The 22,809-nt window shown below is 63.9% G+C and carries 24 protein-coding genes, 1 tRNA gene and 1 pseudogene; 13 read left to right on the top strand and 13 right to left on the bottom strand.

Going from position 1 to position 22,809, the window contains the following annotated elements:
- Positions 1–11 precede the first annotated feature (11 nt).
- Genes deoA through EJ073_RS27405 form a run of 6 tightly spaced genes read right to left on the bottom strand, consistent with a single transcriptional unit; the run spans position 12 to position 6,223 of the window.
- On the bottom strand, positions 12–1,328 hold the full coding sequence (deoA, locus tag EJ073_RS27430; protein WP_126058356.1) for a thymidine phosphorylase: 1,317 nt from the start codon (positions 1,326–1,328) through the stop codon (positions 12–14).
- The gene (locus EJ073_RS27425) at positions 1,328–2,137 is read right to left on the bottom strand and encodes a purine-nucleoside phosphorylase (protein WP_126058355.1); all 810 of its coding nucleotides are present in this window, start codon (positions 2,135–2,137) and stop codon (positions 1,328–1,330) included. The genes deoA and EJ073_RS27425 overlap by 1 nt, the downstream gene beginning before the upstream one ends.
- Positions 2,134–2,526 (bottom strand): cytidine deaminase, encoded by a 393-nt coding sequence (cdd, locus tag EJ073_RS27420; protein WP_126058354.1) that lies wholly within the window; start codon positions 2,524–2,526, stop codon positions 2,134–2,136. The genes EJ073_RS27425 and cdd overlap by 4 nt, the downstream gene beginning before the upstream one ends.
- A gap of 55 nt (positions 2,527–2,581) precedes the next feature.
- Positions 2,582–3,553 carry an ABC transporter permease gene (locus EJ073_RS27415; protein ID WP_126058353.1) on the bottom strand — a complete coding sequence of 324 codons (972 nt, stop codon included), beginning with the start codon at positions 3,551–3,553 and terminating at the stop codon, positions 2,582–2,584.
- A gap of 1 nt (position 3,554) precedes the next feature.
- The gene (locus tag EJ073_RS27410; protein ID WP_126058352.1) at positions 3,555–4,694 is read right to left on the bottom strand and encodes an ABC transporter permease; all 1,140 of its coding nucleotides are present in this window, start codon (positions 4,692–4,694) and stop codon (positions 3,555–3,557) included.
- Positions 4,691–6,223 (bottom strand): ABC transporter ATP-binding protein, encoded by a 1,533-nt coding sequence (locus EJ073_RS27405; RefSeq protein ID WP_126058351.1) that lies wholly within the window; start codon positions 6,221–6,223, stop codon positions 4,691–4,693. Before EJ073_RS27405 ends, EJ073_RS27410 begins: the two co-directional genes overlap by 4 nt.
- A 209-nt stretch (positions 6,224–6,432) precedes the next feature.
- Here EJ073_RS27405 and EJ073_RS27400 point away from each other — a divergent pair, with 209 nt between their 5' ends.
- Both EJ073_RS27400 and EJ073_RS27395 read left to right on the top strand, forming a co-directional pair.
- Positions 6,433–6,639, top strand: a complete 207-nt coding sequence (locus EJ073_RS27400; RefSeq protein ID WP_187331332.1) for a SlyX family protein — start codon at positions 6,433–6,435, stop codon at positions 6,637–6,639.
- A gap of 16 nt (positions 6,640–6,655) precedes the next feature.
- On the top strand, positions 6,656–7,093 hold the full coding sequence (locus EJ073_RS27395) for a hypothetical protein (protein ID WP_126058349.1): 438 nt from the start codon (positions 6,656–6,658) through the stop codon (positions 7,091–7,093).
- 72 nt (positions 7,094–7,165) lie between these two features.
- Here EJ073_RS27395 and EJ073_RS27390 read toward each other — a convergent pair whose 3' ends face one another.
- From EJ073_RS27390 to EJ073_RS27380, 3 genes are all read right to left on the bottom strand, one after another.
- Entirely contained in the window at positions 7,166–8,155 is a 990-nt protein-coding gene (locus EJ073_RS27390; RefSeq protein WP_126058348.1) for a BMP family ABC transporter substrate-binding protein, read from the bottom strand.
- A 239-nt stretch (positions 8,156–8,394) separates the two neighbouring features.
- Complete coding sequence (locus EJ073_RS27385) at positions 8,395–8,718, bottom strand: hypothetical protein (RefSeq protein WP_126058347.1); 324 nt, start codon at positions 8,716–8,718, stop codon at positions 8,395–8,397.
- 115 nt (positions 8,719–8,833) lie between these two features.
- The gene (locus tag EJ073_RS27380) at positions 8,834–9,535 is read right to left on the bottom strand and encodes a DUF2569 family protein (RefSeq protein WP_126058346.1); all 702 of its coding nucleotides are present in this window, start codon (positions 9,533–9,535) and stop codon (positions 8,834–8,836) included.
- Positions 9,536–9,905: 370 nt separating this feature from the next.
- Between EJ073_RS27380 and EJ073_RS27375 the strand changes: the two genes are divergently transcribed.
- The 3 genes and pseudogenes from EJ073_RS27375 to EJ073_RS27365 all read left to right on the top strand — a co-directional run bounded on the left by EJ073_RS27375 (position 9,906) and on the right by EJ073_RS27365 (position 14,329).
- Positions 9,906–9,995: transfer RNA gene (locus tag EJ073_RS27375), tRNA-Ser, on the top strand.
- Positions 9,996–10,415: 420 nt separating this feature from the next.
- Complete coding sequence (locus EJ073_RS27370; protein WP_126058345.1) at positions 10,416–12,164, top strand: adenylate/guanylate cyclase domain-containing protein; 1,749 nt, start codon at positions 10,416–10,418, stop codon at positions 12,162–12,164.
- Positions 12,165–12,611: 447 nt separating this feature from the next.
- Positions 12,612–14,329, top strand: a pseudogene (locus tag EJ073_RS27365) (adenylate/guanylate cyclase domain-containing protein).
- Positions 14,330–14,632: 303 nt separating this feature from the next.
- On the opposite strand, the gene EJ073_RS27360 reads toward EJ073_RS27365, so the two are convergent.
- Complete coding sequence (locus tag EJ073_RS27360; protein ID WP_126058344.1) at positions 14,633–15,562, bottom strand: LysR family transcriptional regulator; 930 nt, start codon at positions 15,560–15,562, stop codon at positions 14,633–14,635.
- 116 nt (positions 15,563–15,678) lie between these two features.
- Here EJ073_RS27360 and EJ073_RS27355 point away from each other — a divergent pair, with 116 nt between their 5' ends.
- On the top strand, positions 15,679–16,137 hold the full coding sequence (locus tag EJ073_RS27355) for a cupin domain-containing protein (RefSeq protein WP_126058343.1): 459 nt from the start codon (positions 15,679–15,681) through the stop codon (positions 16,135–16,137).
- 460 nt (positions 16,138–16,597) lie between these two features.
- A complete protein-coding gene (locus EJ073_RS27350; RefSeq protein ID WP_126058342.1) occupies positions 16,598–17,617 on the top strand; it encodes an LLM class flavin-dependent oxidoreductase in 1,020 nt (339 codons plus the stop codon).
- Between the two features lie 31 nt (positions 17,618–17,648).
- On the opposite strand, the gene EJ073_RS27345 is transcribed toward EJ073_RS27350, so the two are convergent.
- A complete protein-coding gene (locus tag EJ073_RS27345; protein ID WP_126058341.1) occupies positions 17,649–18,086 on the bottom strand; it encodes a CBS domain-containing protein in 438 nt (145 codons plus the stop codon).
- Positions 18,087–18,299: 213 nt separating this feature from the next.
- Here EJ073_RS27345 and EJ073_RS27340 point away from each other — a divergent pair, with 213 nt between their 5' ends.
- Positions 18,300–18,680 carry a hypothetical protein gene (locus EJ073_RS27340; protein WP_245455388.1) on the top strand — a complete coding sequence of 127 codons (381 nt, stop codon included), beginning with the start codon at positions 18,300–18,302 and terminating at the stop codon, positions 18,678–18,680.
- 145 nt (positions 18,681–18,825) lie between these two features.
- On the opposite strand, the gene EJ073_RS27335 is transcribed toward EJ073_RS27340, so the two are convergent.
- Positions 18,826–19,260 carry a hypothetical protein gene (locus EJ073_RS27335; RefSeq protein WP_126058339.1) on the bottom strand — a complete coding sequence of 145 codons (435 nt, stop codon included), beginning with the start codon at positions 19,258–19,260 and terminating at the stop codon, positions 18,826–18,828.
- Positions 19,261–19,498: 238 nt separating this feature from the next.
- Here EJ073_RS27335 and EJ073_RS27330 point away from each other — a divergent pair, with 238 nt between their 5' ends.
- From EJ073_RS27330 to EJ073_RS27320, 3 genes are all read left to right on the top strand, one after another.
- Positions 19,499–19,714, top strand: coding sequence for a hypothetical protein (locus EJ073_RS27330; protein WP_126058338.1), 216 nt, complete (start codon positions 19,499–19,501; stop codon positions 19,712–19,714).
- 109 nt (positions 19,715–19,823) lie between these two features.
- The gene (locus EJ073_RS27325; RefSeq protein ID WP_126058337.1) at positions 19,824–20,054 is read left to right on the top strand and encodes a hypothetical protein; all 231 of its coding nucleotides are present in this window, start codon (positions 19,824–19,826) and stop codon (positions 20,052–20,054) included.
- Positions 20,055–20,172: 118 nt separating this feature from the next.
- A complete protein-coding gene (locus EJ073_RS27320; protein WP_126058336.1) occupies positions 20,173–20,361 on the top strand; it encodes a DUF3606 domain-containing protein in 189 nt (62 codons plus the stop codon).
- A gap of 22 nt (positions 20,362–20,383) precedes the next feature.
- On the opposite strand, the gene EJ073_RS27315 is transcribed toward EJ073_RS27320, so the two are convergent.
- Positions 20,384–20,869: a hypothetical protein gene (locus tag EJ073_RS27315; protein ID WP_126058335.1), complete on the bottom strand. Its 486-nt coding sequence runs from the start codon at positions 20,867–20,869 to the stop codon at positions 20,384–20,386.
- Positions 20,870–21,057: 188 nt separating this feature from the next.
- Between EJ073_RS27315 and EJ073_RS27310 the strand changes: the two genes are divergently transcribed.
- On the top strand, positions 21,058–21,423 hold the full coding sequence (locus EJ073_RS27310) for a RidA family protein (RefSeq protein WP_126058334.1): 366 nt from the start codon (positions 21,058–21,060) through the stop codon (positions 21,421–21,423).
- 31 nt (positions 21,424–21,454) lie between these two features.
- Positions 21,455–22,681: an amidohydrolase/deacetylase family metallohydrolase gene (locus EJ073_RS27305; RefSeq protein WP_126058333.1), complete on the top strand. Its 1,227-nt coding sequence runs from the start codon at positions 21,455–21,457 to the stop codon at positions 22,679–22,681.
- Positions 22,682–22,809 lie beyond the last annotated feature (128 nt).

The following is a 22,809-nucleotide window of genomic DNA, read 5'->3' as shown; positions in this document are numbered from 1 at the left end:
GGACCGGACTGTCAGCGCGGCAGGACGCGCCGGATGACGGTCTTTTCCGCCGGCGGTTTCGACGCCCCGATCGTGTAGCAGGCAAGCACGGCTGCCGCCGCCGCCTCGGCATCAGCGTCGTTGCGCGCATGGACCAGCGCCAGCGGCTCGCCGGCATGCACTTCCGCGCCGACCGGCGACAGCCTGGTGATGCCGACCGCGTGATCGATCCTGTCGTCGGGCCGCGTGCGCCCGCCGCCAAGTCCGACCACGGCAAGCCCGATCTCACGCGTCGCGATGCCGCTGACGAAGCCGTTTTCGAGCGCCTTCACGGCAAGCTCCACCGGCGCCTTCGGCAAATACTTCCCAGGCTTGTCGATGAAATCGGCAGGGCCGCCAAGCGCCGCCACCATGCGCTGGAAGACGGCCGCCGCGCGGCCGCCGGCGAGCGTCTCGGTGGCGCGTCGGATGCCGTCCTGGTTCGACGCGGCCAGCCCGGCCGATTGCAGCATGTCGGCGGCGAGCGCCAACGTCACATCCTCCAGCCGCCGATCTCGCAGGCGCCCGGTGAGGAAGTCGACGGCGTTGCGCACCTCGACGGCGTTGCCGGCAGCCGACGCCAGCGGTTCGTTCATACCGGTAACCAGCGCCGAAGTCTTCAGACCCGCGCCGTTGGCGACCCCGACCAGGCTGCTGGCAAGTGCTGTTGCATCACGCGACTTCTCCATAAAGGCGCCATTGCCAACCTTGACGTCGAGTACAAGCGATCCGAGCCCGGCGGCGAGCTTCTTCGACAGGATCGAGGCGGTGATCAGCGGTACCGATTCCACCGTGCCCGTCACGTCGCGGATCGCGTAGAAGCGACGGTCGGCGGGCGCCAGGTCGGCGGTCTGGCCAATTATGGCGCAGCCGGTTTCGAGCACCGTCTTGCGCAAGCGCGCCACGTCCGGTTGGCTGATGTAGCCGGGGATCGCATCCATCTTGTCCAGCGTGCCGCCGGTATGGCCAAGGCCACGGCCGGAGATCATCGGCACATAGGCGCCGCAGGCGGCGACGATCGGCGCCAGCATCAGCGAGACATTGTCGCCGACACCGCCCGTCGAATGCTTGTCGGTGACCGGGCCCGGCAGATCGGACCAGTCGAGCACGCCGCCGGAATCGCGCATGGCGATGGTCAATGCCACCGCCTCCTCGCGGCTCATGCCGTTGAAGAACACCGCCATGGCGAAAGCGCCGACCTGGCCTTCCGTGACGGTGCCGGCGCTCAGCCCTTCGATGAAAGCCGCGATCTCCGGCGCCGACAGCCTGTGGCCATCGCGCTTGCGGCGGATAATTTCCTGCGGCAGCATCAGCTCTCTGGCAACCCGTCGCGGAACAGGCGCTCGAGGATCGTCGCCAGCCGCGCGCCGCCGATGGGCGCCATGTCCTTGGTCTCCTGGTGCGAAAGCTCCGCTCCGGTCATCCCGGCAGCGAGGTTGGTGATGACCGAACAGGCGGCGACGCGCAAGCCCAGGAAGCGGGCGAGAATGACCTCCGGCACCGTCGACATGCCGACGGCGTTGGCGCCCATGATGCGCGCCATGCGGATCTCGGCCGGCGTCTCGAAGCACGGGCCGGAGAACCACATATAGACGCCCTTATGGAGCGTGGTGCCGGTCGCCTTGGCCGCCTTCTCGATCGCCTTGCGCAGGCCCGCATCATAGGCCTCGGTGAGGCCGACGAAGCGGCGGTCGCTGGGCTCGCCGATCAGCGGGTTGGAGCCCGAGAAATTGATGTGGTCGGTAACCTGCATCACCGAGCCCGGCCCCATTTCCGGATCGACCGAGCCGGCGGCATTGGTGAGGATGAGCTGCGAAATGCCGATGCCGGCCAGCACCTCGAGCGCCGGACGCATCGCCCCAGCGTTGCCGTGCTCGTAATAGTGCGCGCGGCCGGACAGCATCAGCACCGGGGAGCCGGCGAAATACCCCGCCACAACCTCGCCCGCGTGGCCGCTGACGCCGCTTCTTGGGAAGCCCGGCAGTTCGGCATAGGAAATGCGCCTGGCATCCTCGACCTTGCTGACGAGGCCGCCCAGGCCCGAACCCAGCACCAGCGCGACCGCGGGCGCCAGCCCGTCCAGCCTTTCGACGAGATGATCGAGCGCCTTTTCCATCATTTCAGTATGTCGCCCCTGAAGCCGTAAGGCAGCATGTCGCCCATGGTCACGGTCTCGACCACGCCGCCATTGTCGCACAGATAGAGTTTCGTCTCCGGCCGGCAGAACTCCGCCAGACGCTGCCGGCAGCCACCGCAGGGCGAGCATTTGGCCATGCGCTCGGCAATGACCGCGATCTCGGTGATCTTGCCGCCGCCGCCCATGATGTAGTGGCCAAGCGCGGTGGTTTCGGCGCACCAGCCCTCGGGATAGGAGGCCACCTCGATGTTGGCGCCGGCAAAGACGCGCCCATCCTCGGTGCGCAATGCCGCGCCCACCGGAAATTTCGAATAGGGCGCATAGGCCTTGGCCATCGCAGCCTTGGCCGCCTCGAACAGATCATGCGACATTCAGTTGTTCTCTCCCACGATCTTGTCCAAAAGCCGGTTCGCTTCCGCGTTTGCCTCAGCGTTCCTTGACATAGGGCACGCCGCCGGCGCGCGGCGGGATCGCCTTGCCGATGAAGCCGGCAAGCAGGATCACGGTGAGCACATAGGGCAGCGCCTGCATGAACTGCACCGGCACCTTGCCGATGATTGGCAACGGCGTGCCTTGCAGGCGGATCGACAGCGCGTCGAGGAAGCCGAACAAAAGGCAGGCGAACATGGCGTTGACCGGCTTCCATTTGGCGAAGATGAGTGCCGCCAGCGCGATGTAGCCCTTGCCGGCGGTCATGTCCTTCACGAAGCCGCCATTCTGCACCATCGACAGATAGGCGCCGGCAACCCCGGTTAGGATGCCGGTGCAGATCAGGGCCCGGTAGCGCAGCCAGGCGACCGAGATGCCGGCCGTGTCGACGGCGGCTGGGTTTTCGCCGACGGCGCGCAGCCTGAGGCCGAAGCGGGTGCGGTAGAGCACCCACCAGGCGAACGGCACCATCAGGAAGGCGAAATAGACCAGTATCGAGTGGCCGGAGATCAGCTCCGAATAGATCGGTCCGATGATCGGCACGTCGCGGACCGCGTCTGCGCCGGGCCAGATGATCGCCTCGAAGCGCTCGCCCGGCGCCAGCGCCGGCGTGCGGCCGCCCTGCTGGAACCAGTGCTGGCCGAGCATGATGGTCGAGCCGGCGGCGATGAAGTTGATCGCCACGCCGGATACGATCTGGTTGCCGCGATGGGTGATGGAGGCGAAGCCGTGCACCATGGCGAAGGCGACCGAGATCAGGATGGCCGTGCCGAGGCCGAGCAGGGCCGAGTGCAGCACCGAGGCGGCGGCGGCGCCGGCGAAGGCGCCGACAAGCATCTTGCCCTCGAGCCCGATATCGAAGACGCCCGCGCGCTCCGAATAGAGGCCGGCGAGGCATGCCAGGAGCAGCGGCACCGACAGGCGGATGGTCGAGTCGAGTATCTGCACAATGGCGATGAAGAAATCCATCTCAGGCGCCCTTCCCCTTGACCGCTTCGATGCCGACCGCTTTTGGGCTGACCGAAGCGAACAGCGCCTGGACATAGGGCCGGAACATATGTTCGAGCGCGCCGGCGAACAGGATGACCAGGCCCTGGATGATGACGATCATGTCGCGCGAAATCGCCGGCATCTCGAAGGCAAGCTCGGCGCCACCCTGGTAGAGCATGCCGAACAGGATCGCCGCCAGCACGATGCCGACCGGATGCAGACGTCCCATCAGCGCCACCGCGATGCCGACGAAACCGGCGCCGGAGACGAAATCGAGCGCGACATTGTGCTGGTCGCCCATGGTCGGGTTCAGCGCCATCATGCCGGCCAGCGCGCCCGAGATCATCATCGCGACAATGACGATTCGCGTTTCCGAAATGCCGGCATAGCGCGCCGCCTTCGGGCTGTGGCCATAGGTGCGCATCTCGTAGCCCAGCCTGGTGCGCCAGATCAGCAGCCAGACCAGGAACGCCATCAGCAGCGCAAGCAGGAAGCAGACGTTGAGCGGCGCCGAGCGAATCTTGGCGCCGAACAGTTCGATCACCCAGTTGAGCTTCGGCAATTGCGCGCCGTCGAGGAAGGTGCGCGTCTGCGGCGCCATCGACCCGAGCGGCTTCAGGAAGCCGACCAGCGCGTAGACCATGACGCTGGCGGCGATGAAGTTGAACATGATGGTGGTGATGACGATGTGCGAGCCGCGCCGGGCCTGCAGATAGGCCGGGATCAGCGCCCACAGCGCCCCCATCGCCGCGGCGGCGACGATTGCCAGCGGAAAGGTCAGCCACCATGGCAGAATGCTGTCGAAGGCGAGGCAGACGACGCCGATGCCGAGCCCGGCTATGTAGCCCTGGCCCTCACCGCCGATGTTGAACAGGCCGCAATGCGCCGCGACCGCCACCGACAGCCCGCTGAAGATGAAGGTGGTGGCGTAGAAGAGCGTGAACGCGATGCCCGTCCCCTTGCCGAAGGCGCCCTGGACCAGGATGACCGCGGCGCGGAACGGGTTTTCTCCGACCAGGACCACCACGAAGCCGGCGACGACGAAGGCGACGAACAGGTTGATCACCGGGATCAGGCCGTAATCGGCCCAGGCCGGAAGCTTGGCGTAGGGCGTGCTCATTCCGCGGCCTCCCGCTGCTCGACGCCGGCCATCAGCAGGCCGAGCTCGCCTTCTGTCGCTTCCGGACCGCGCTCGCCGACAATGCGGCCGGCGAACATCACCAGGATGCGGTCGGAGAGCGAGCGGATCTCGTCCAGCTCGACCGACACCACCAGCACCGCCTTGCCCTGGTCGCGCATGGCGATCAGCCGCTTGTGGATGAATTCGATTGCGCCGACATCGACGCCGCGCGTCGGCTGGCCGACGATCAGCACGCCCGGATCCTGCTCCATTTCCCGCGCCAGCACGATCTTCTGCTGGTTGCCGCCGGAGAAATTGGCCGTTTTCAGCCGGCAGTCGGCGGGGCGGATGTCGTATTTGGCGATCTTGTCCTTGGCGTTGTTGCGGATGGCGTCGATGTCGAGCAGCGGCCCCTTCAGATAGCGCTCGTCATCGTGATAGCCGAGGATCGAGTTCTCGTTCTCCTCGAAGGCCAGCACCAGGCCGACATGGTGCCGGTCCTCCGGCACATGGGCGAGCCCGCGGTCGCGCAGTTCGCCGGGATCGGCCTTGCCGGTCAGGTCGATCGGCTTGCCGTCGAGCATGACCGAGCCGGAGACGGCATGGCGGATGCCGGAAATCGCCTCGAGCAGTTCGGACTGCCCGTTGCCGGCGACGCCGGCGATGCCGACGATCTCGCCGGCGCGCAGGTCGAAGGAGACGTCGTCGACCATGGTGACGCCGCGCGAATCCTTGACCGTCAGGTTCTTGACCGCGAGCTTGACGGCGCCGGCTTCCGCCTCGCCCTTCTCCACCCTGAGCAGCACACGCCGTCCGACCATCAGCTCGGCCAGTTCCCCGACCGTGGTCTCCTTTGTCACCCTGGTTGCCACCATCGTGCCCTGGCGCATCACCGAGACCGTGTCGGTGATGGCCATGATCTCGCGCAGCTTGTGGGTGATCAGCACCACCGTCTTGCCCTGATCCTTCAGCTGTTCGAGGATGCGGAACAGATGGTCTGCCTCGGCCGGCGTCAAGACGCCGGTCGGCTCGTCGAGGATCAGGATCTCGGCGCCGCGATAGAGCGCCTTGAGGATTTCGACGCGCTGCTGCAGGCCGACGGGCAGTTCCTCGATGATCGCGTCGGGATCGACTTCCAGCCCGTATTCGCGTTCCAGCCGCTCCAGCTCCGAGCGCGCCTTGGCGATGCTGCTCTTCAGCAATGCGTCGCTCTCGGCGCCGAGGATGACGTTTTCCAGCACCGAGAAATTGTCGACCAGCATGAAATGCTGGTGCACCATGCCGATGCCGAGCGCGATGGCGTCATTCGGCGTCTTGATCGACGCCGGCTGGCCGCCGACGCGGATCTCGCCGCTGTCGGCCTGGTAGAAGCCGTACAGAATCGACATCAGCGTCGACTTGCCGGCGCCGTTCTCGCCGACAATGCCGTGGATGGTGCCGCGCGCGACCTCCAGATTGATATCGCGGTTGGCGCGCACGGCGCCAAAACTCTTGTTGATGCCGATCAGCTCGATTGCGGCTTGCGCCATGCAGCCTGTCCCACTCAGTTTTTTTATCGCTTGGTCAAAACGCCTAGCATGCTGCCCCGCCCGTGCCAATTGGCCGGAGGGTTGTCCACTCTCGACAAATCCCCGCGCGCTTGTCAATTTCGAACGTGGCCGGGACCTTCACATTCGCTAATGTGGGGAACGCGACGGATACGTCGCCTGTGAGCGCAACTGACCGGGGTTTTGAAATGATCATGCCTGCCGACCGGCTGACGACGCTGGAAATCCGCGCCGCCGAGCAGGAAAAGACCATCGAGGAACTGTCAGGCCAGATCGCCGAGCAGTGGAAGGTGATCGAGCGAATGGAACGTAAGCTCAGCGCGCTCACCGACCGCTTCCTGGCCCTGGAGGAGCAAGCCGCGTCCGACGTGCCGGTCACCAAGCCGCCGCATTGGTGAGGGAGGGAGAAGCGTGATGGCCAGTGAAAGCGACCGCATCGCCCGCGCCGGCGACTATGTGTTCGGCCTGATGAACGACATCGAGCGCCGGCGCGCCGAACGCGACCTCGAAATCGACCCCGCCTTCCGCGACGCGGTGCAGCACCTGGCCGAGCGCATGCGCGCCTTCGACCCCGCCGCGCCGGTGGACGGGGCGACCGACAAACGCTGGAATCTGGTCACCCAGCGCATCGCCGAATTGCCGCAGATGCGGCTTGCCGGCGTTGGCAGCGGCGACAGCCGCGCGGAAGCGCGGCCACCCGTCATTCGCAGGCTGGAGCGTCCGCCCTACGACGTCGGCCTGCACGCCCTTGGCGGCCGGCGCGGGTTTGTCGTTGCCATGGCGCTGGTGGCCGCCTTCGCGCTCGGCTACCTGACCGGCGCTTGGTCAGCCGAGGGCACGCTTCTGCCATGACTATGCATTCCGCGAAAAACAAGACCGCCGGATTTGCACCCGGCGGTCCGCATTGCTGAAGATCAGCGCCGATCAATACGGGCAGGCATTGTCCGACATGTAGTCGTGCACCTTGACGGTGCCGGCGATGATGTCGGCCTTTGCCTTTTCGACTGCTGTCTTCATGGCATCGTCGACGAGCGCCTTGTTGTTGTCGTCCATGGCGTAGTCGACGCCGCCTTCCTTGAGGCCGAGGTCGTTGATGCCGGCGGTGAACTTGTCGTTCTTGGCATCCATGAAGGTGTTGTAGACGGCGACGTCGACGCGCTTGACCATCGAGGTCAGCACCTTGCCGGGCTGCAGCCCGTTCTGGTTGGAATCGACGCCGATGCCGAGCTTGCCGGAATCGGCCGCCGCCTGCAGCACGCCGACGCCGGTTCCGCCGGCCGCCGCGTAGATCACGTCGGCGCCCTGGTCGATCTGCGTCTTGGCGATCTCACCGCCCTTGGCCGGATCGTTCCAGGCGGCCGGCGTGTCGCCAGTCATGTTCTGGATCACCTCGGTGGCGCCGGCCGACTTGGCACCGCCGACATAGCCGCAGCCGAACTTGCGGATCAGCGGGATGTCCATGCCGCCGATGAAGCCGACCTTCTTGGACTTCGAGGCCATCGCCGCCATCACGCCGACGAGATAGGAGCCTTCCTGCTCCTTGTAGACGACGGAGCGGACGTTAGGCTTGTCGACGACCATGTCGATGATGGCGAACTTGGTGTCGGGGAATTCGGTGGCAATCTTGTCCAGTGCGTCCGCCCAGGAGAAGCCGGCCATGACGATCGGATTGCGGCCGTCCTCGGCGAAGCGGCGCAGCGCCTGCTCGCGCTGGGTGGCGTTGGAGACTTCGAATTCGACATAGGCGATGCCGGTCTCGGTCTTGAACTTCTCAGCGCCGTTATAGGATGCCTCGTTGAACGATTTGTCGAACTTGCCGCCGAGATCGTAGAGAATCGCCGGCTGGATATCCGCGGCGAAACCCGGAAGAACCATTGCGGTTGCGGCCAGAAGGCCAAGAACGATACGTTTCATGTGATCCACACCCTGTCGGTTATTTTTCCGTTACGCACCGCCTGCCAGCCCGGTTCTCCGGCGGGCAGACGACGTCTGGCAGGAAGTATGCCCCTCCCGCTCGCGGCCAATCTGGCACGGCCCGAAACAAAATTCACGTGGAATTTTGACCTTTTGGAAAAGCATCGCGCCGGCATGCGGCGCGGCGCATCATTCGGTTCGCCGGCCGGCTTGGGCGTCGGATGGCACACCGCGGACCATCAGGTCGGAGCGAACGCGCCGCCCCGCCGCTGCCGCCGGTAACCGATGGCATAAAACAGGAAGGCCACCACCGCGAACACCGCGAAACCGGGCTGGCCGAGCACCCAGGCAATGACGCCGTCCCAGAGAAGCGGGCTGGCCTTGTCGCGCACGTAGGTCTCGAAGGCTGCGCGGGTGTCGGGTGATACCGCCAACCAACTCGTATTGAGCGGGGTCATGACCAGCGCCGAGGCCGCCACCGAGCGCGTCACGTCGACCACCGCCATGATGACGGAAACCGAAAGCGCGACCATCGCCGCGAGACGAAAGATGAAACGTAGCATCGAGACTTCCTCCCCAAGACGAAACCGGGCCGTCACAGACCCGGGTTTCGTCCCTTCCCCGTCAGAGAAATAGAGCGAGCGCGCGCCGCCGGCAATCGTCACACACGAATTTGAGCTATACCGCCGGCTTGCGTTTGCGTCGGTTGACGCGCCAGACCGCGAACACCCCGCCAGCGATGGCGCCGATGATCAGCCCGGCGAGGCCGATGAACACGGCGAAATAGCCGCAGGCGCCCTCGAAGCAACTCATGTCGCTGGCATCCGCGATCAGCGAGCCCGCGGCAAAGCCGGCGCAGGCGCCGATCGCCGCGCCAAGGATGATGCCGAGCAAGGCCGCCACCACCGAAACCAGCACCGGCGGGCTCTCGGTTTCCGCATTGGCATAGACCGCATCGGCACCGGCACCGCGGCGCAGCAGGTAGAGGCAAAGCAGGCCAATCGCGATCTCGCCGCCGGTAAAGACAAGGCTCCTCGCCGAGAAGACGAAGTCGGGCGTCAGAAGCACATAGGCCTGCTGCGCCAGCAGCCAAAGGATGGTCGCGACCTGCCAGATGGTGAAATGGCGCGGGAAGCGCGCCGAGCGATTGAAGGCGAGGCCGAGCAGGTAAAGCCCCCAAAGGATGGTGACGATGCCCGCGACAAGGCCGCCATAGATAAGGAAGAAGACGCTTTCCGGCAGGCTGGAATCGCCGACCAACCGCCATGTCGACATCAGGCCATAGACCGACCTGGCCATGACGATGACGAGCCACGCCACGGGCACGTAGGACAGCCCGCTCTCCGGCCGCGCCGCCGGCCCCTGGTTGGTCGAAGTCATCTCCGGACTGTGCCCCCGCAAAGCCTTGTGTCCACAAGGACAGCGGACGGATGGCGAAGTCAAGCAATGACAGGCTGTGCCGCCCGGTCTGTGCACATCATTCGGCCGCGGGTGCGTGGCCAAGCCGTGGCGGCGGCCGCGCGAACGGTCCCTTATGCGGCAAAGCCGACAAAGCGCCATTATGGCTTGGCATTCGCCGCGGGATCGACTAGATGAGCCCCGCGCCTCTTGCTTCGACGGCTATGGGCGCCGGGATTGAGTGTCCGCCGGTTGAGGGCGCTCGAGGTGCGGAAATACCGCGCGAAATTCCCAAGGGACTGCATATCCCCAACCCGCGCGGCAAAACCGGCCGGTGCGCTCGTGCAAGGACGGAGAGGTGGCCGAGTGGTTGAAGGCGCACGCCTGGAAAGTGTGTTTACGGGAAACCGTAACGCGGGTTCGAATCCCGCTCTCTCCGCCAGAATTTTTCTAATAAGTTAATTATTTCAAATAGTTAGTTAACTCATAGAAGCGCTTCAAGGTCGAAGCGTCGTTAGTCTGTGTAACCTACGGTCAGGAATCCGCATAGTCCGCCATGGCGTCGCTCAACCTCGAGGAGGTCAGCGCCCTGTTTTGGGGCCGAGGGCGGACTGGCAGGTTCAGGCTGCGGTTGTTCAAAAGCGGACGTTCGGTTGAACGGGGACATAGTCGTGACCTGACCCAAAGTAGCCCGTCGGCAGCACCCGCGATCGGACCATAAACGACGCCGTGTGAGGAATGGCCCAAGAAACGTGGTGAGTTGATCGCTGTCGGCGCCGGCACTGGACGCTCGCATTCGAGGTAGGACTAGAATACGCTCGCCGCCCGAAGCTTCGACCTACGGAAGAGGCAGGACACAAGTATGGAGCGACGCCTCACCGCAATCCTTGCTGCCGACGTCGTCGGCTACAGCCGCCTCATGGGAGCCGACGAGGTTGGCACACTCACGCAGTTGAAGCACCTTCGCGCCGAGGTGATCGAGCCTAGGATCGCGCAGGCCCATGGACGCATCGTTGGTTCCGCCGGCGACAGTCTGCTTGTCGAATTTGCCAGCGCGGTCGACGCGGTACAGTGCGCGGTCGAAGCCCAGGAGGGATTGGCCGCTCACAATGCAAGTTTGCCCGAAGACAAGCGCATGACTTTCCGCATGGGCGTGAATTTGGGCGACGTGATTGCAGAGGACGACACAATCTACGGTGATGGTGTGAACATCGCCGCGCGGATCGAGAAGCTTGCAGAGGCTGGCGGCGTCTGCGTCGCGAGCAACGTCTACGAGCAGGTAAAGGGTAAACTAGACTATGCCTACACCGACCTCGGTAGCCATCAGGTCCACAACATCGTGGAGGCGGTGCGCGCCTATCAGGTCAGTCGAGCAAAACCAACTCCGGTATTCTCGACAAGGGAGAGGCTGATGCTTCCCGAAAAACCGTCCATCGCGGTCTTGCCATTCGACAACATGAGTGGCGACCCCGAGCAGGGCTACTTCGCAGACGGCATGGTGGAGGAGATCATCACCGCGCTGTCCCGGACGCGCTGGCTGTTCGTCATCGCGCGCAACTCGAGCTTTACCTACAAGGGACGGGCAGTGGACATTAAGCAGGTCGGACGCGAGCTTGGTGTGCGCTACGTGCTTGAAGGGAGCGTGCGCAAGGCGGCGAGCAGGGTTCGCATCACCGGGCAGCTTATCGACGCGACAACGGGAGCACATCTATGGGCCGACCATTTCGACGGCGAGCTGGAGGACGTTTTTGAGCTGCAGGAGGAAGTGACCAGGAGCGTCGTCGGAGCGATCGCTCCGAAGCTGGAACAGGCAGAGATCGAGCGGGCCAAGCGCAAGCCGACCGAGCACCTTGACGCTTACGACTACTATCTGCGCGGGATAGCAAGCCTCCACCAGTTGACCAGGAAATCCACCGCAAACGCCCTCCAGTTGTTTTACAAGGCCATCGAACTCGACCCTGAATTTGCCTCGGCATACGGCATGGCCGCCTGGTGTGCCGTCATTCGCAAGGCGAACGGTTGGATGACGGATCGCAAGCAAGAAACCGCCGAAACCGAGCGCCTGGCTCTGAAGGCCGTGGATTTGGGCAGGGATGACGCGATCGCTCTTTCCCGCGGCGGGACCGCGCTCGCCTACGTCGTGGGCGACAACAATAGCGGGGCAGCGTTCATTGATCGCGCGCTTGCGCTCAATCCGAACCTGGCTACCGCGTGGCTATTCAGCGGCTGGATCAGAGCCGACCTCGGCGATACGGAAACCTCACTTCGGCACCTGGCGACTGCGATACGCATGAGCCCAGTCGACCCGCTCATGTTCGACATGCAGAATGCGGTTGCAGTGGCTCATCTCTTCGCTGGTCGATTTGAGGAGGCATCATCTTGGGCTGAAAGGTCGTTGCGGGAAAAGCCGGACTTTTTGCCGTCGTTGCGCTTTGCCGCTGCAAGCTATGCTCACGCCGGCCGAACCGAGGATGCGCAAAAGGTCGTGAGCCGAATTCTCGCCCTCGATCCGGGCCAACGAATTTCCAATCTCGCCGACTTCGTTTCAGCCGTCCCAGCCCATATGGCTCTGCTTGCAGAAGGTTTGCGAAAGGCGGGGCTGCCGGAATAGCGCTGCCAGGCTGGCGCATCGATCACGAGTTGGGAACGCACCGAGATCGCAAAGACCGCACCGTGGGTGGCGTCGGCCCGGCACAACTCGCCGTAGGGCGCCGTACAAGCGATCCCGCGTCATCCATGGCGTCGCTCAGGGCGGACCGACCGCTTCTGGCGTACGCGAAGCGAGTAGCGGACACTTAAACCGATGGAACTGAGGCCCTGGATTGGACCCGAAGCCGTCACGGTCCGATTGCGAGGCAACTGCCGCGAACAAGCGGTAGGGAAGGTGGGACTCGCTCGTCGGTGGCGCTGCGGTAGGGTCGCCAAGGCGTCGCGCGAGCATAGCCTCAAGAAGCGTGATCTGTGGTATGATAGGCCGGTGAGGGCACGCTGGAAGCGCCGGTCCCTAACTGCCTCGGGCCTGCGGCTTGCGTGTCGCGAATCTTGACTGGGGCCCAACATGGAGCGGAAGCTCGCTGCCATCCTTGCCATCGATGTCGTAGGGTACTCGGCGCTCATGGAGGCGGATGAAGCGGGCACATTCGATCGGCTGAAACGTGGCCGCAAAGAGCTGTTCGAGCCGGAAATCGAGACGCGACACGGGCGAATCTTCAAGCTGATGGGAGACGGCCTGCTGGCGGAGTTCGGCAGCGTGGTAGATGCGGTCGAATGCGCGGTCACGCTTCAGCGCGGCATGGCGGAACGTAACGCGAGTGTCGCCGAAGACCAGCGCTTCGAAGTCCGGATCGGGATCAACCTTGGGGAAGTGATCGTCGAAGGGGACGATCGCTATGGCGAGGGCGTGAATGTGGCGTCGCGCCTCCAACAACTCGCCGAGCCCGGTGGCATCTGCGTTTCGGAGAAGGTGTCCAAGGAGGTCAGGCAGAAGCTGGCGTTTGCATTCGAGCCCATGGGCGAGCAGCGGGTGAAGAACATAGCCGAGCCGATATACTGCTATCGCGTGAACCTGCAGCTTCCGAGAGCGGCTCCGGTCGGGCGACTGGCATCGCTGGAATTGCCCGACAAGCCCTCAATCGCGGTTTTGCCTTTCACCAACATGAGCAACGATCCGGAGCAGGAAACCTTTGTCGACGGCTTGACCGAAGACCTGATCACCGACCTGTCTCGCTCAGCCGGCCTCTTCGTCATCGCGCGCAACTCGACCTTTGCTTACAAGGGGCGGTCGGTCGATGTGCGTTTGGCCGCACGTGATCTTGGGGTGCGCTATGTGGTTGAAGGCAGCGCCCGGCGCGCTGCAGCGCGCGTGCGCATCAATGCGCAGTTGATCGACGCGATCGGCGGCGATCATATCTGGGCCGAGCGCTACGACAGCAGCCTCGAGGATATCTTTGCAGTGCAGGACGAGGTCACGGCCAAGATCGTCGAAGCCCTTGTCGGCCGATTGGCCGGACAGCCGGCGCGCAAACGGCCGTCAAGTCTCGAAGCTTATGACCTCTGCGTGCGAGCCCGCGGCGTCAGTTTTCAGACCGGGTTAGGCGCGCGGGAAGCGCGCATGCTCCTGGAAAGGGCGATCGGACTCGATCCCGACTATGCCGAGGCACATAGCTTGCTGGCCCTCAATCTTTGGCTTGGCTGGCTGTTCTGGAACGAGCCGAAGGAAACCAACCAGCCTCGCGCGCTGGCTGAAGCGCAGCGGGCTGTGGCGCTCGACCCTAACGATGCCGGGAACCGCTGGGGCTGGGCATCATACTTGGTCACGAACGGCGATACGCGGAATCGGATGCCGAATTCGAGGCGACCTTCAGGCTCGATCCCAATCATGCCGATGCATGGGCGATGCGCTCGGATCTCATCACCTTGAGGGGCGACGCGGTCAAGGGCGTCGAATTCGTGAAGCGGGCTTTGCGGCTCAATCCGCACCCACCGGGGTGGTACTATTGGATGGCAGGCCAAGCCTATTATGCGCTCGGCGACTATCAATCCGCGGTCGAGGCTTTACGCAAACCGGAAACCTACCGCACCACGTCGCGGCGCATGCTGGCGGCAGCCCTCACGCAGGTCGGGCGCCTGGATGAAGCCCGTCAGGAAGCGGAATTCTTCATGATGAGCAATCCCCATTTCAGCATCAGGCATTGGGCAACATCGCAGCCATTCGACGACGAGGAAGTGCTCCAGCGCTTCGTCGAAGGCTATCGCAAGGCTGGCCTTCCCGACTGAAGAGCGCATTGCTTTGGATCGCCGCCTTGCTCTAGTCAGGGTATAGGCTCGTCTTTTGACTATGAGGGCAATGCCACGCGACGATCGAGATGCTGCGCAAAGCGGATTGCTTTGAACCTTCGCCATAGAAGCACTTCAAGGTCAAAGTGTTGATCTGTGTAACGAACTGTCAGGACCGCTTGGTCCGCCATCGCGTCGCTTAACGTCGAGGTGGTCAGCGTCCTGTTTGGGCTGAGAGCAGTAGGTCCGCTTGTGGTTGAGGGAACAACGATGGCGGACGTTGAGATGCCAATGCACAAAAGCCTACGGATCAAACGAAGCAACAGCCACCAGTTGCTCACGAAGCCAAGCGTTCCCGGCGTCGCGATCAAATCGGCGGTGCCAGTACATTGTGACGTCCATAGCCGGCGGTTCCATCGGTGGTATGAAAATATCCAAATCGAGACGTTCGGCCACCAGACGCGCAAAGTGAGCCGGGATGCTGCCGAGCAGCTCGCTCGTTGCTACGGCGAGCGCCACGGCCTGGAAATGCGGAACGGTCATGGCGACCTTGCGTGACAGGCCGAGCCTTTCGAGCGCAGGATCTATGGTTCCAGTCTTGGCCCCGTCGGCCGAACGCAACACCTGCGGGATGGCGCAGAAAACGTCGGCAGGAATGGTCTCTCCAGGCTTGATGCCCTTTGGCCCCAGCAACGGATGCCCACGGCGGGCGATGCAAACAAGCCAGGAACGGAACAGCTTGTGGCTGACGATCCACTCCGGCGTCTCCAGTGCCCGGTCCAACGCGATGTCGGCCCTGTCGTCGCTCAGCAGGCCGAAAACGTCTGTCGAAGGGTGATCTATCATCTGGAGGGTGATCGACGGCGCAACGGGCGCCACCTTTGCCGCCAGCTTCGGCATGAGCAAAGCCGAGAAATAGTCCGATCCGATCAGCATGAAGGACCGGGTCGACGTCCGAGGATCGAACGTTGCGTTTGCCGTTAGAGCCAATTCGATTTGCACCAATGCCTGGCGCACCGGCTCCTTCAGCTGGAGTGCGCGCGGTGTTGGCATCATGCGGTTGCCGTCGCGCACGAAAAGCTCGTCGCCGAGGATGGAGCGCAGGCGCCCGAGCGCCGAGCTGACCGCCGGCTGCGACAGGCCGACCCGTTCCCCGGCGCGTACCGTACTTCGCTCCAGCATCATGGCGTCGAAAACGCGCAACAGATTGAGATCGAACGCGGCCAAATTCACGGCGCCAATATCCCGAATACGATCATTCGATTTCCGCCAGTCGGATCATTGTTCTAACAATGCAAACGTTGCTGCAGCACCGACCCTAGTTGACCGAACATGGAAAGGGAAACGCGATGGACATCGCCCCAGGCTCGGTGCGCGCAGCGCGCACCGTCAAATGGATGGACACGGTCTACAGGATCAATGTCGGCAGATACCAAAGCGGCGGCATAGTCAGCGTCTTCGAATCCACCGTGCCCTCGCGCGGCGGCCCGCCCGTGCATGTGCACCACAATGAGGACGAAGTGATCCACGTGATCGAGGGCACCTACGAATTCTGGCTCGACGGTCAGTTCATGATGGTGCCCGCGGGCGCGTCGATCTTCCTACCCTGCGGCGTACCACACACGTTCCGCGTTGCGAGTGCCGAGCCAGGCCGCAACCTTACGATTTTGACGCCCGGCGGGCTGGAGGAGTTCTTCGTCGAGGCGGCCGCACGCGAACTGGCCATTCCTGATCAGATGACCGAAGTGGCGGAACTCGCGAGCCGCTATGGGATCGAGTTCCGTGGACCGGCCAAGTGGGTTGACTAGTTCGAACCGTCAGCGAGAGTCGCAATGACGAGGTGGCGCGGTGTCCCGCGTCGCCTCGTCATGACCGTTCAGGACAGATGACCTGGCCTAGGCTGGAAATCCAGCGAAGGGGCGCCCGCTTCTGGATCAACCGGATGATATGATCGTACGCAAATAGGAATGGATACGCGCAACCTCGACCTCCAACTTCGTGCCCGCAATGTCTGCTTGCAGGAAATGGCGATGCTGACATTCCTTGCGCGCGCGACCCTCGGATACCGCTCAAAACGGGTGGACGGACTCGGAGCAGCGAGCTTATAGAAGCCGTGACCTCTGTCGCCCGGCCGTGTAACTAATTGCGCAGCAAAAAGATGAATATTTTCAATGTTATAGGCCTATGATCGAAAGACGCTCTCTCCGCCAGAAGGCCTATGTGCCATCATACCCCGCATAATCCGCCCACCCCGCATCCGGTAATCCCATGAAGAAAATTGGCTTTCTGTCGTTCGGACATTGGTCGCCGTCGCCGCAGTCGGGGACGCGCTCGGCGGCCGACGCGCTGCTCCAGTCGATCGACCTTGCCGTCGCCGCCGAGGAGCTGGGCGCCGACGGCGCCTATTTCCGCGTCCACCATTTCGCCCGCCAGCTCGCCTCGCCCTTTCCGCTGCTGGCCGCCGCCGGCGCCAGGACGCGCCGCATCGAGCTCGGCACCGCCGTCATCGATATGCGCTACGAGAACCCGCTCTACATGGTCGAGGACGCCGGCGCCGCCGACCTCATCGCCGGCGGCCGGCTGCAGCTTGGCATCAGCCGCGGCTCGCCGGAGCAGGTGATCGATGGCTGGCGCTATTTCGGTTACGTGCCCGAGGAGGGCAAGAGCGATGCCGACATGGCCAGGCGCCACGCCGAGGTCTTCCTCGAGGTGCTGCGCGGCCATGGCTTTGCCCAACCCAATCCGCGGCCGATGTTCCCCAATCCGCCGGGCCTGCTGCGCCTGGAGCCTTTGTCAGAGGGCCTGCGCGACAGGATCTGGTGGGGCGCGGCCACCAACGCCACGGCGGAATGGGCGGCAAAGTTGGGCATGAACCTGCAGAGCTCGACGCTCAAATTCGACGAAAGCGGCCAGCCGCTCCATATCCAGCAGGCCGAGCAAATCCGCGCCTTCCGCAAGGCGTGGGCGGAGGCCGGCCACAGCCGCGAGCCGCGCGTCTCGGTGAGCCGCAGCATCTTCGCGCTGGTCAACGACATGGACCGCGCCTATTTCGGCGGCAGCGAGGACGAGGATCATTTCGGCTATATCGAACCCGAGAAGCGTGCCGTCTTCGGCCGCACCTATGCGGCCGAGCCGGATGTGCTCATAGAACAGCTGAGGGCGGACGAAGCGATCGCCGAGGCCGACACGCTGCTTCTCACCGTGCCCAACCAGCTTGGCGTCGCCTACAATACGCATGTGATCGAGGCGATCCTCAAATTCGTCGCGCCGGCCCTCGGCTGGCGCTGACGGGTCGATTTCGAGCCGCCGGCGTGGTCCGTCAGTGCGCGGTCTGCGAATGCTCGCCGCCCGGCTGCGAAATGCCGCCAAGCGCCTCGCCAGCCCATTCAGTATTGCCGGCGGTGGCGAGATCGCCGAGCGAAATGATGCCGACCAGCCGGTGCTCGCGACTGATGACCGGCATCCGCCGCAGCTTGAGGTCGCCCATGTTGCGCAGGATATCGTCCACTTCCTGGTCGTCGAAGCAGTATTTCACCTCCGCGCTCATCACTTCCCTGATCTTCGTATCGGGCCCCTTGCCTTCCGCCACGCCGCGAACGGCAATGTCGCGATCGGTGATCATTCCGACCAGCCGGTCATTCTCGCCGACGGGCAAAACACCGGCGTCAAGATCGGCCATGGCCCGAGCCGCGTCGCGCAAGGTCTGGTCCGGACTGGCGACCCGAACGGCCTGCGTCATGCAATCCCTGATTTTCATGATTCTCTCCTCGCGTTGCAGCGCCCTCGCCAATGCGGTGATCAGGAAGAATGAACGCCTGTCCGAAACGTTCCATCTTCAACCAGATGACGCTGTCGGGTGGCGGCTCCGCGCTGAAGCCTTCATCATCGGGAACCATCGGTCGGTCGAAGTGTTGTGACGCAAGGAACCCACCCCGAGAGAATGGAAGGAAAGACAATGCGGATGTTGACGATGATCGTCACGCTCTCGGCGCTCGCCCTGGCGCTACCGGTCTCGGCGCAGATCGCGGAGCCGCAGCGGCCCCAGAACCTGCCCCCTGCGCAAGAGCCGCTGCCGGACCAGACGGCGCCCGATCAGGATCTCTCCGCACAGGATTTCACCAATATCGCCCTGGTGGCGGTCGAGGACCTGCCGGCGGAAATCAAGGCGCAGGCGGAGGCCGTGATCACCGAGACCAGCGCCGAGGATCTCTTGAAACTGCAACGTTCAGTCGACGCCTCGCCGCAGGCACTGTCGGTCTTGCAGGCCAACGGGCTCAGCTCCTCGCAGGTCGTCGCTGCCAACATCGATTATGATGGCACGCTGACGCTGATCATCCAAACCACAACATGACAAGCGCCCCGGGGGAAGGCGCCGACCCGACCGACGACCGCAATCAACTGCGGAACCATATTGGCCGCGATCTCGCTAACTCGATCGAGTGGCTCCGGTCGAGGTCTAACCAGAGCCGGCATCGACGCGCTGCTCGCCTGCTACGTCAGTGCATGAACACGCCGCGCAGCCAGGCGAAGAAGCCGGATCCCGGCGAGTTCGCCGCGCGTACGCGAGAGGCCGCCCATCTGGCCGGCAGCGTCGCGCCGACATGGCAATGGCAGACGATCTCATGCAACTGCCAGTCGCTCAGCTCGAAGAAGCGCCTGGCTTCGCCGTAGCTGTCATCGGCCAGGCCCTGAGCGCGAAAGACCGGATCCTCGAAGGCGACCGTGATCGGCGATCCCGAAGCGCGCATCCTGTCGCGCAGGTCGGGAGCCGTGTATTCGGTGCCGGCGAGCGCCCCGAGGCGCCGGTCGGGATCCTGCTCCAGAAGTTGCGCCCAGCGTTCGAGGCGCTGGCCGCGGGTTGCGAAGAGATACGTCGCCTCGGCATGGACGTCGGCAACGGCATTGAGTTGGTCTACGGTCTGGTGTTTCACGGCCGCCTCCTGTTTCAGCAGATGACCCACCCCCTTGTGGAATTATGGCGCCGCTGGAGGTCGGCAAGCCCCGAACGGGCTGCGTCGTGAATCATTTTCGAGCATGGCTCGGCCCATGCCGCGGCCGGCGCGTAGGGCCGGATCGGAACCATACGCGAGCGCGACCGTTCCGCCTGTATCGCCCATTAACGTCGAGCCTGAATGATAGCGCCTGAGAGGCCGAGCGCAGGGACATCACATGACGGCAATTCTTCCCAATCCCGACCCCACACCCATGCCAACCCCACCGCCGCTACCCGAACCGAAGCCCATGCGAGAGCCGGAGCCGCAGCGGCTTCCGGACGAGGACCCGGTTCCCAACCCCGACGAGAACGACGCGCCGCCCAAGCACGCGATCGGGATCGACCTGTCCATGACGTTCCTATCTGAGGATCATCGAGGACAGGTCGGTTGAAATAGCGGCAGGCTGTCTCCAGTGACTGGTCGGACCACCATTTCGCTAGCAGAAACCAGCATTCGGCGTATCATCCTTTTGGGTGAAGGTTCATGGCAGGAGGAGGCCTATGAGCGTCGTGCCAAAAGTGCCGGCTATCGACTCGACGGCCGAAGAACTTGTTTCATCTACGCTTTCAAGATTCCGTGCCGGCGACACCATATCGACCAAGGCGGCGATCGACGCCATCCGCCGCATCGGCCCGGCTTGCGACGACAGCGACGACCATCTGGTAGAGCTGATTGTCATGGCGGCAATTGGTAAGACCATGGCGGTGGTTTTCGATCATCGGACCCACTAGGAACTCGTACCTAAAACTCTCGAAACTCTCGGCGCCCAGGAAGGTCGCGCCCAATCGAGGTTCCGGGGAACCCCACCGGACCCTTTTCGTTATCTCGTGTTGAACGAGGAACGCAGTCATGGCCGACGACAAGACGAAGACCGACAACCGCGACCGTTCGCAAGTGGCCGGCGACGAGGACTACGAGGTCAGGCATTTCGCCGAGGAAGCAGGCATCACGCCGGAACAGGCCCGCACGCTCATCAAGCGGCACGGGACCGACCGCAAGGTGCTGCACGAGATCGCCGAGAGCATCAAAGGGCAGTAGGTCGAGGGCTTCCGACGCGAGCCTAGCTCCCCAGCGGGTGGGGCATGTAGCCGACGAAGCCCGCTATCTTCCAGCGGCCACCGACCTTCGAGCAGAAATAGAGCGTTTGCCACTTCAGCCTGTCGACGCTGCCGTCCGCCTTCGCGATGGAACCGTTGAACTTCTTGTGCAGCACCGCCCGGTCGCCGTCGACATCGATGTCGCGCATGTTGGTGACCCGAAAAAGCGCCTCGCGCAGCGGCTCGGCGAATTTCGTCGCTGCGGTTTCCTTGGCCTGGCGCAGCCATTCGTCGCGATAGGCGGCGAGCGTCGGAAACTGCAGCCGCCAGGCATCCGCGTCGTTGAGGAAATGCGCATGCATGCCGAAGAAGCTTTCGGCGACGAAATCGTCCTCGACCATCGACCAGTCCTGCGAGAGAAAGGCGTCGATGTCGCGCCGCACCAGCATGTCCCACAGCGCATGACGATCGGCGTCGCCGGCCGGAAACGGGTTCTTGTCGAAGGTCATTTTCTTTCTCCCGGATCGCGACCGGCATGGCGGCGCAACATGCTGATCCACTTCTAGCAAAGCAACATCCATCTCGAAAAATATTGCTCTCCAGCCAGCGGCACTAGGAGGATCGCGCCAATAGGGATAGAGGGTCGGCAACGGCAGACTCCGAACAGTCCTGCCATGTCTGAACAGGAGGCTATTTCTTGCCCAAGCAGTGTTTCGGAACATCGCATGTGCCGCTATCCCCCGCGGTCCGTGCGGGCGACTTCGTCTATGTCTCTGGCCAGGTGCCGGTCGGAAGCGACGGTATGGTCGTCCAGGGTGGCATCGTCGAGCAGACCGAGCAGGTGCTTCAGAACATCAATGCGGCCCTGGCGCTTGCCGGCTGCACCATGGACGATGTGGTCAAGACGACGGTCTGGCTGGAGGACGCGCGCGACTTCGGCACCTTCAACACCGTCTATGCCAGGCATTTCCCGAAGCATCCGCCGGCCCGCACGACGGTCGAGTCGCGGCTGATGATCGACATCAAGATCGAGGTCGAGGCCGTCGCCTATCGGCCGCTCTGACAGAGAGACCAGAACAACCGGAGGCTGCCCGATGCAATTCGATCTCCTGATAAAGGGCGGCCGCCTTATCGATCCGGCTTCCGGGCTCGATGCGCCACGTGACCTCGCCTTCGCCAACGGCCATGTCGCCGCGATCGAAGCGGCGATCGACGCCGAACACGCGAAACAAGTGATCGACGCGAGGGATTGCCTCGTCACGCCCGGCCTCATCGACCTGCACAGCCACGTCTACTGGGGCGGCACCTCGCTCGGTGTCGACGCCGACCGGCTCGCGGCGAAGAGCGGCACCACTACCTTCATCGACGCCGGCAGCGCCGGCGCGGGCAATTTCCTCGGCTTTCGCCGCCACGTCATCGAGCGTTCGAAGGTCCGCATCCTCGCCTACGTCAACATCTCCTTCGCCGGCATTTTCGGTTTCTCGCAAACGGTCTCTGTCGGCGAATGCAGCGATCTGAGGCTCTGCGAGCCGCGCGAAACGGTGGCTGCCGTTCGCGAGCACGCCGATGTCGTCGTCGGCGTCAAGGTCCGCTCCGGCCGTCACGCCGGCGGCACCAGCGGCATCGCCCCGGTCGACCTGGCGCTGGAGGCCGCCGACCAGGCCGGCCTGCCGCTGATGGCGCATATAGACGAGCCGCCGCCCGGACGCTCGGAAGTGCTGCCGCGGCTGCGCCGCGGCGACATCCTCACTCACTGCTTCCGCCCCTTCCCCAACGCGCCGGTCTTCGCCTCGGGCGCGGTGCGCCCCGACATGCGGCTGGCGCGAGAGCGCGGCGTCATCTTCGACATCGGCCACGGCATGGGCTCTTTCGACTTCGAGGTCGCGAAGGCAATGCTGGCCGAGGGGCTCGCGCCCGACGTCATCTCGAGCGACGTGCATCTCTACTGCGTCGACGGCCCAGCCTTCGACATCCTCGTCTGCATGTCGAAGCTTTTGGCGCTCGGCATGCCGCTGGTCGAGGTGCTGCGCGCGGCGACGCAGCGCCCGGCCGAGGCGATCGCGCGGCCCGATCTTGGCGCGCTGAAGGTCGGCGGCATCGGCGACGTCGCGGTGCTCAGGCAGCAACCGGGCCGCTTCACCTTTGTCGACGCGGTCGGCGCCTCGCTGGTCGCCGATCAGCGGCTCGTTTCAGAGGGCATCGTCCTCGGCGGCAAATGGTGGCCAAACGAGGCCGCCGACCACAACGAGACCGAGCGCTTCGAGGCGCATGCGGGTCACACGCATGTCGAGGTTGCGGCCAGGCATTTCGGGCATGGGTGATCTCCCCCCTTGAGGGGAGATGTCGCCGAAGGCGACAGAGGGGGTCGCCGCGCGTGAAGCGCCAGCCTTCATCTGTCGCAGGAGGTCGAGCCCAGTCGAACCGACCCCCTCTGGCCTGCCGCCATCTC

The sequence above is a fragment of the Mesorhizobium sp. M4B.F.Ca.ET.058.02.1.1 genome (assembly GCF_003952505.1).
GTDB lineage: Bacteria > Pseudomonadota > Alphaproteobacteria > Rhizobiales > Rhizobiaceae > Mesorhizobium.
The sequence above is the reverse complement of the archived record's forward strand: the minus strand, read 5'-3'. Positions and strand labels throughout refer to the sequence as shown.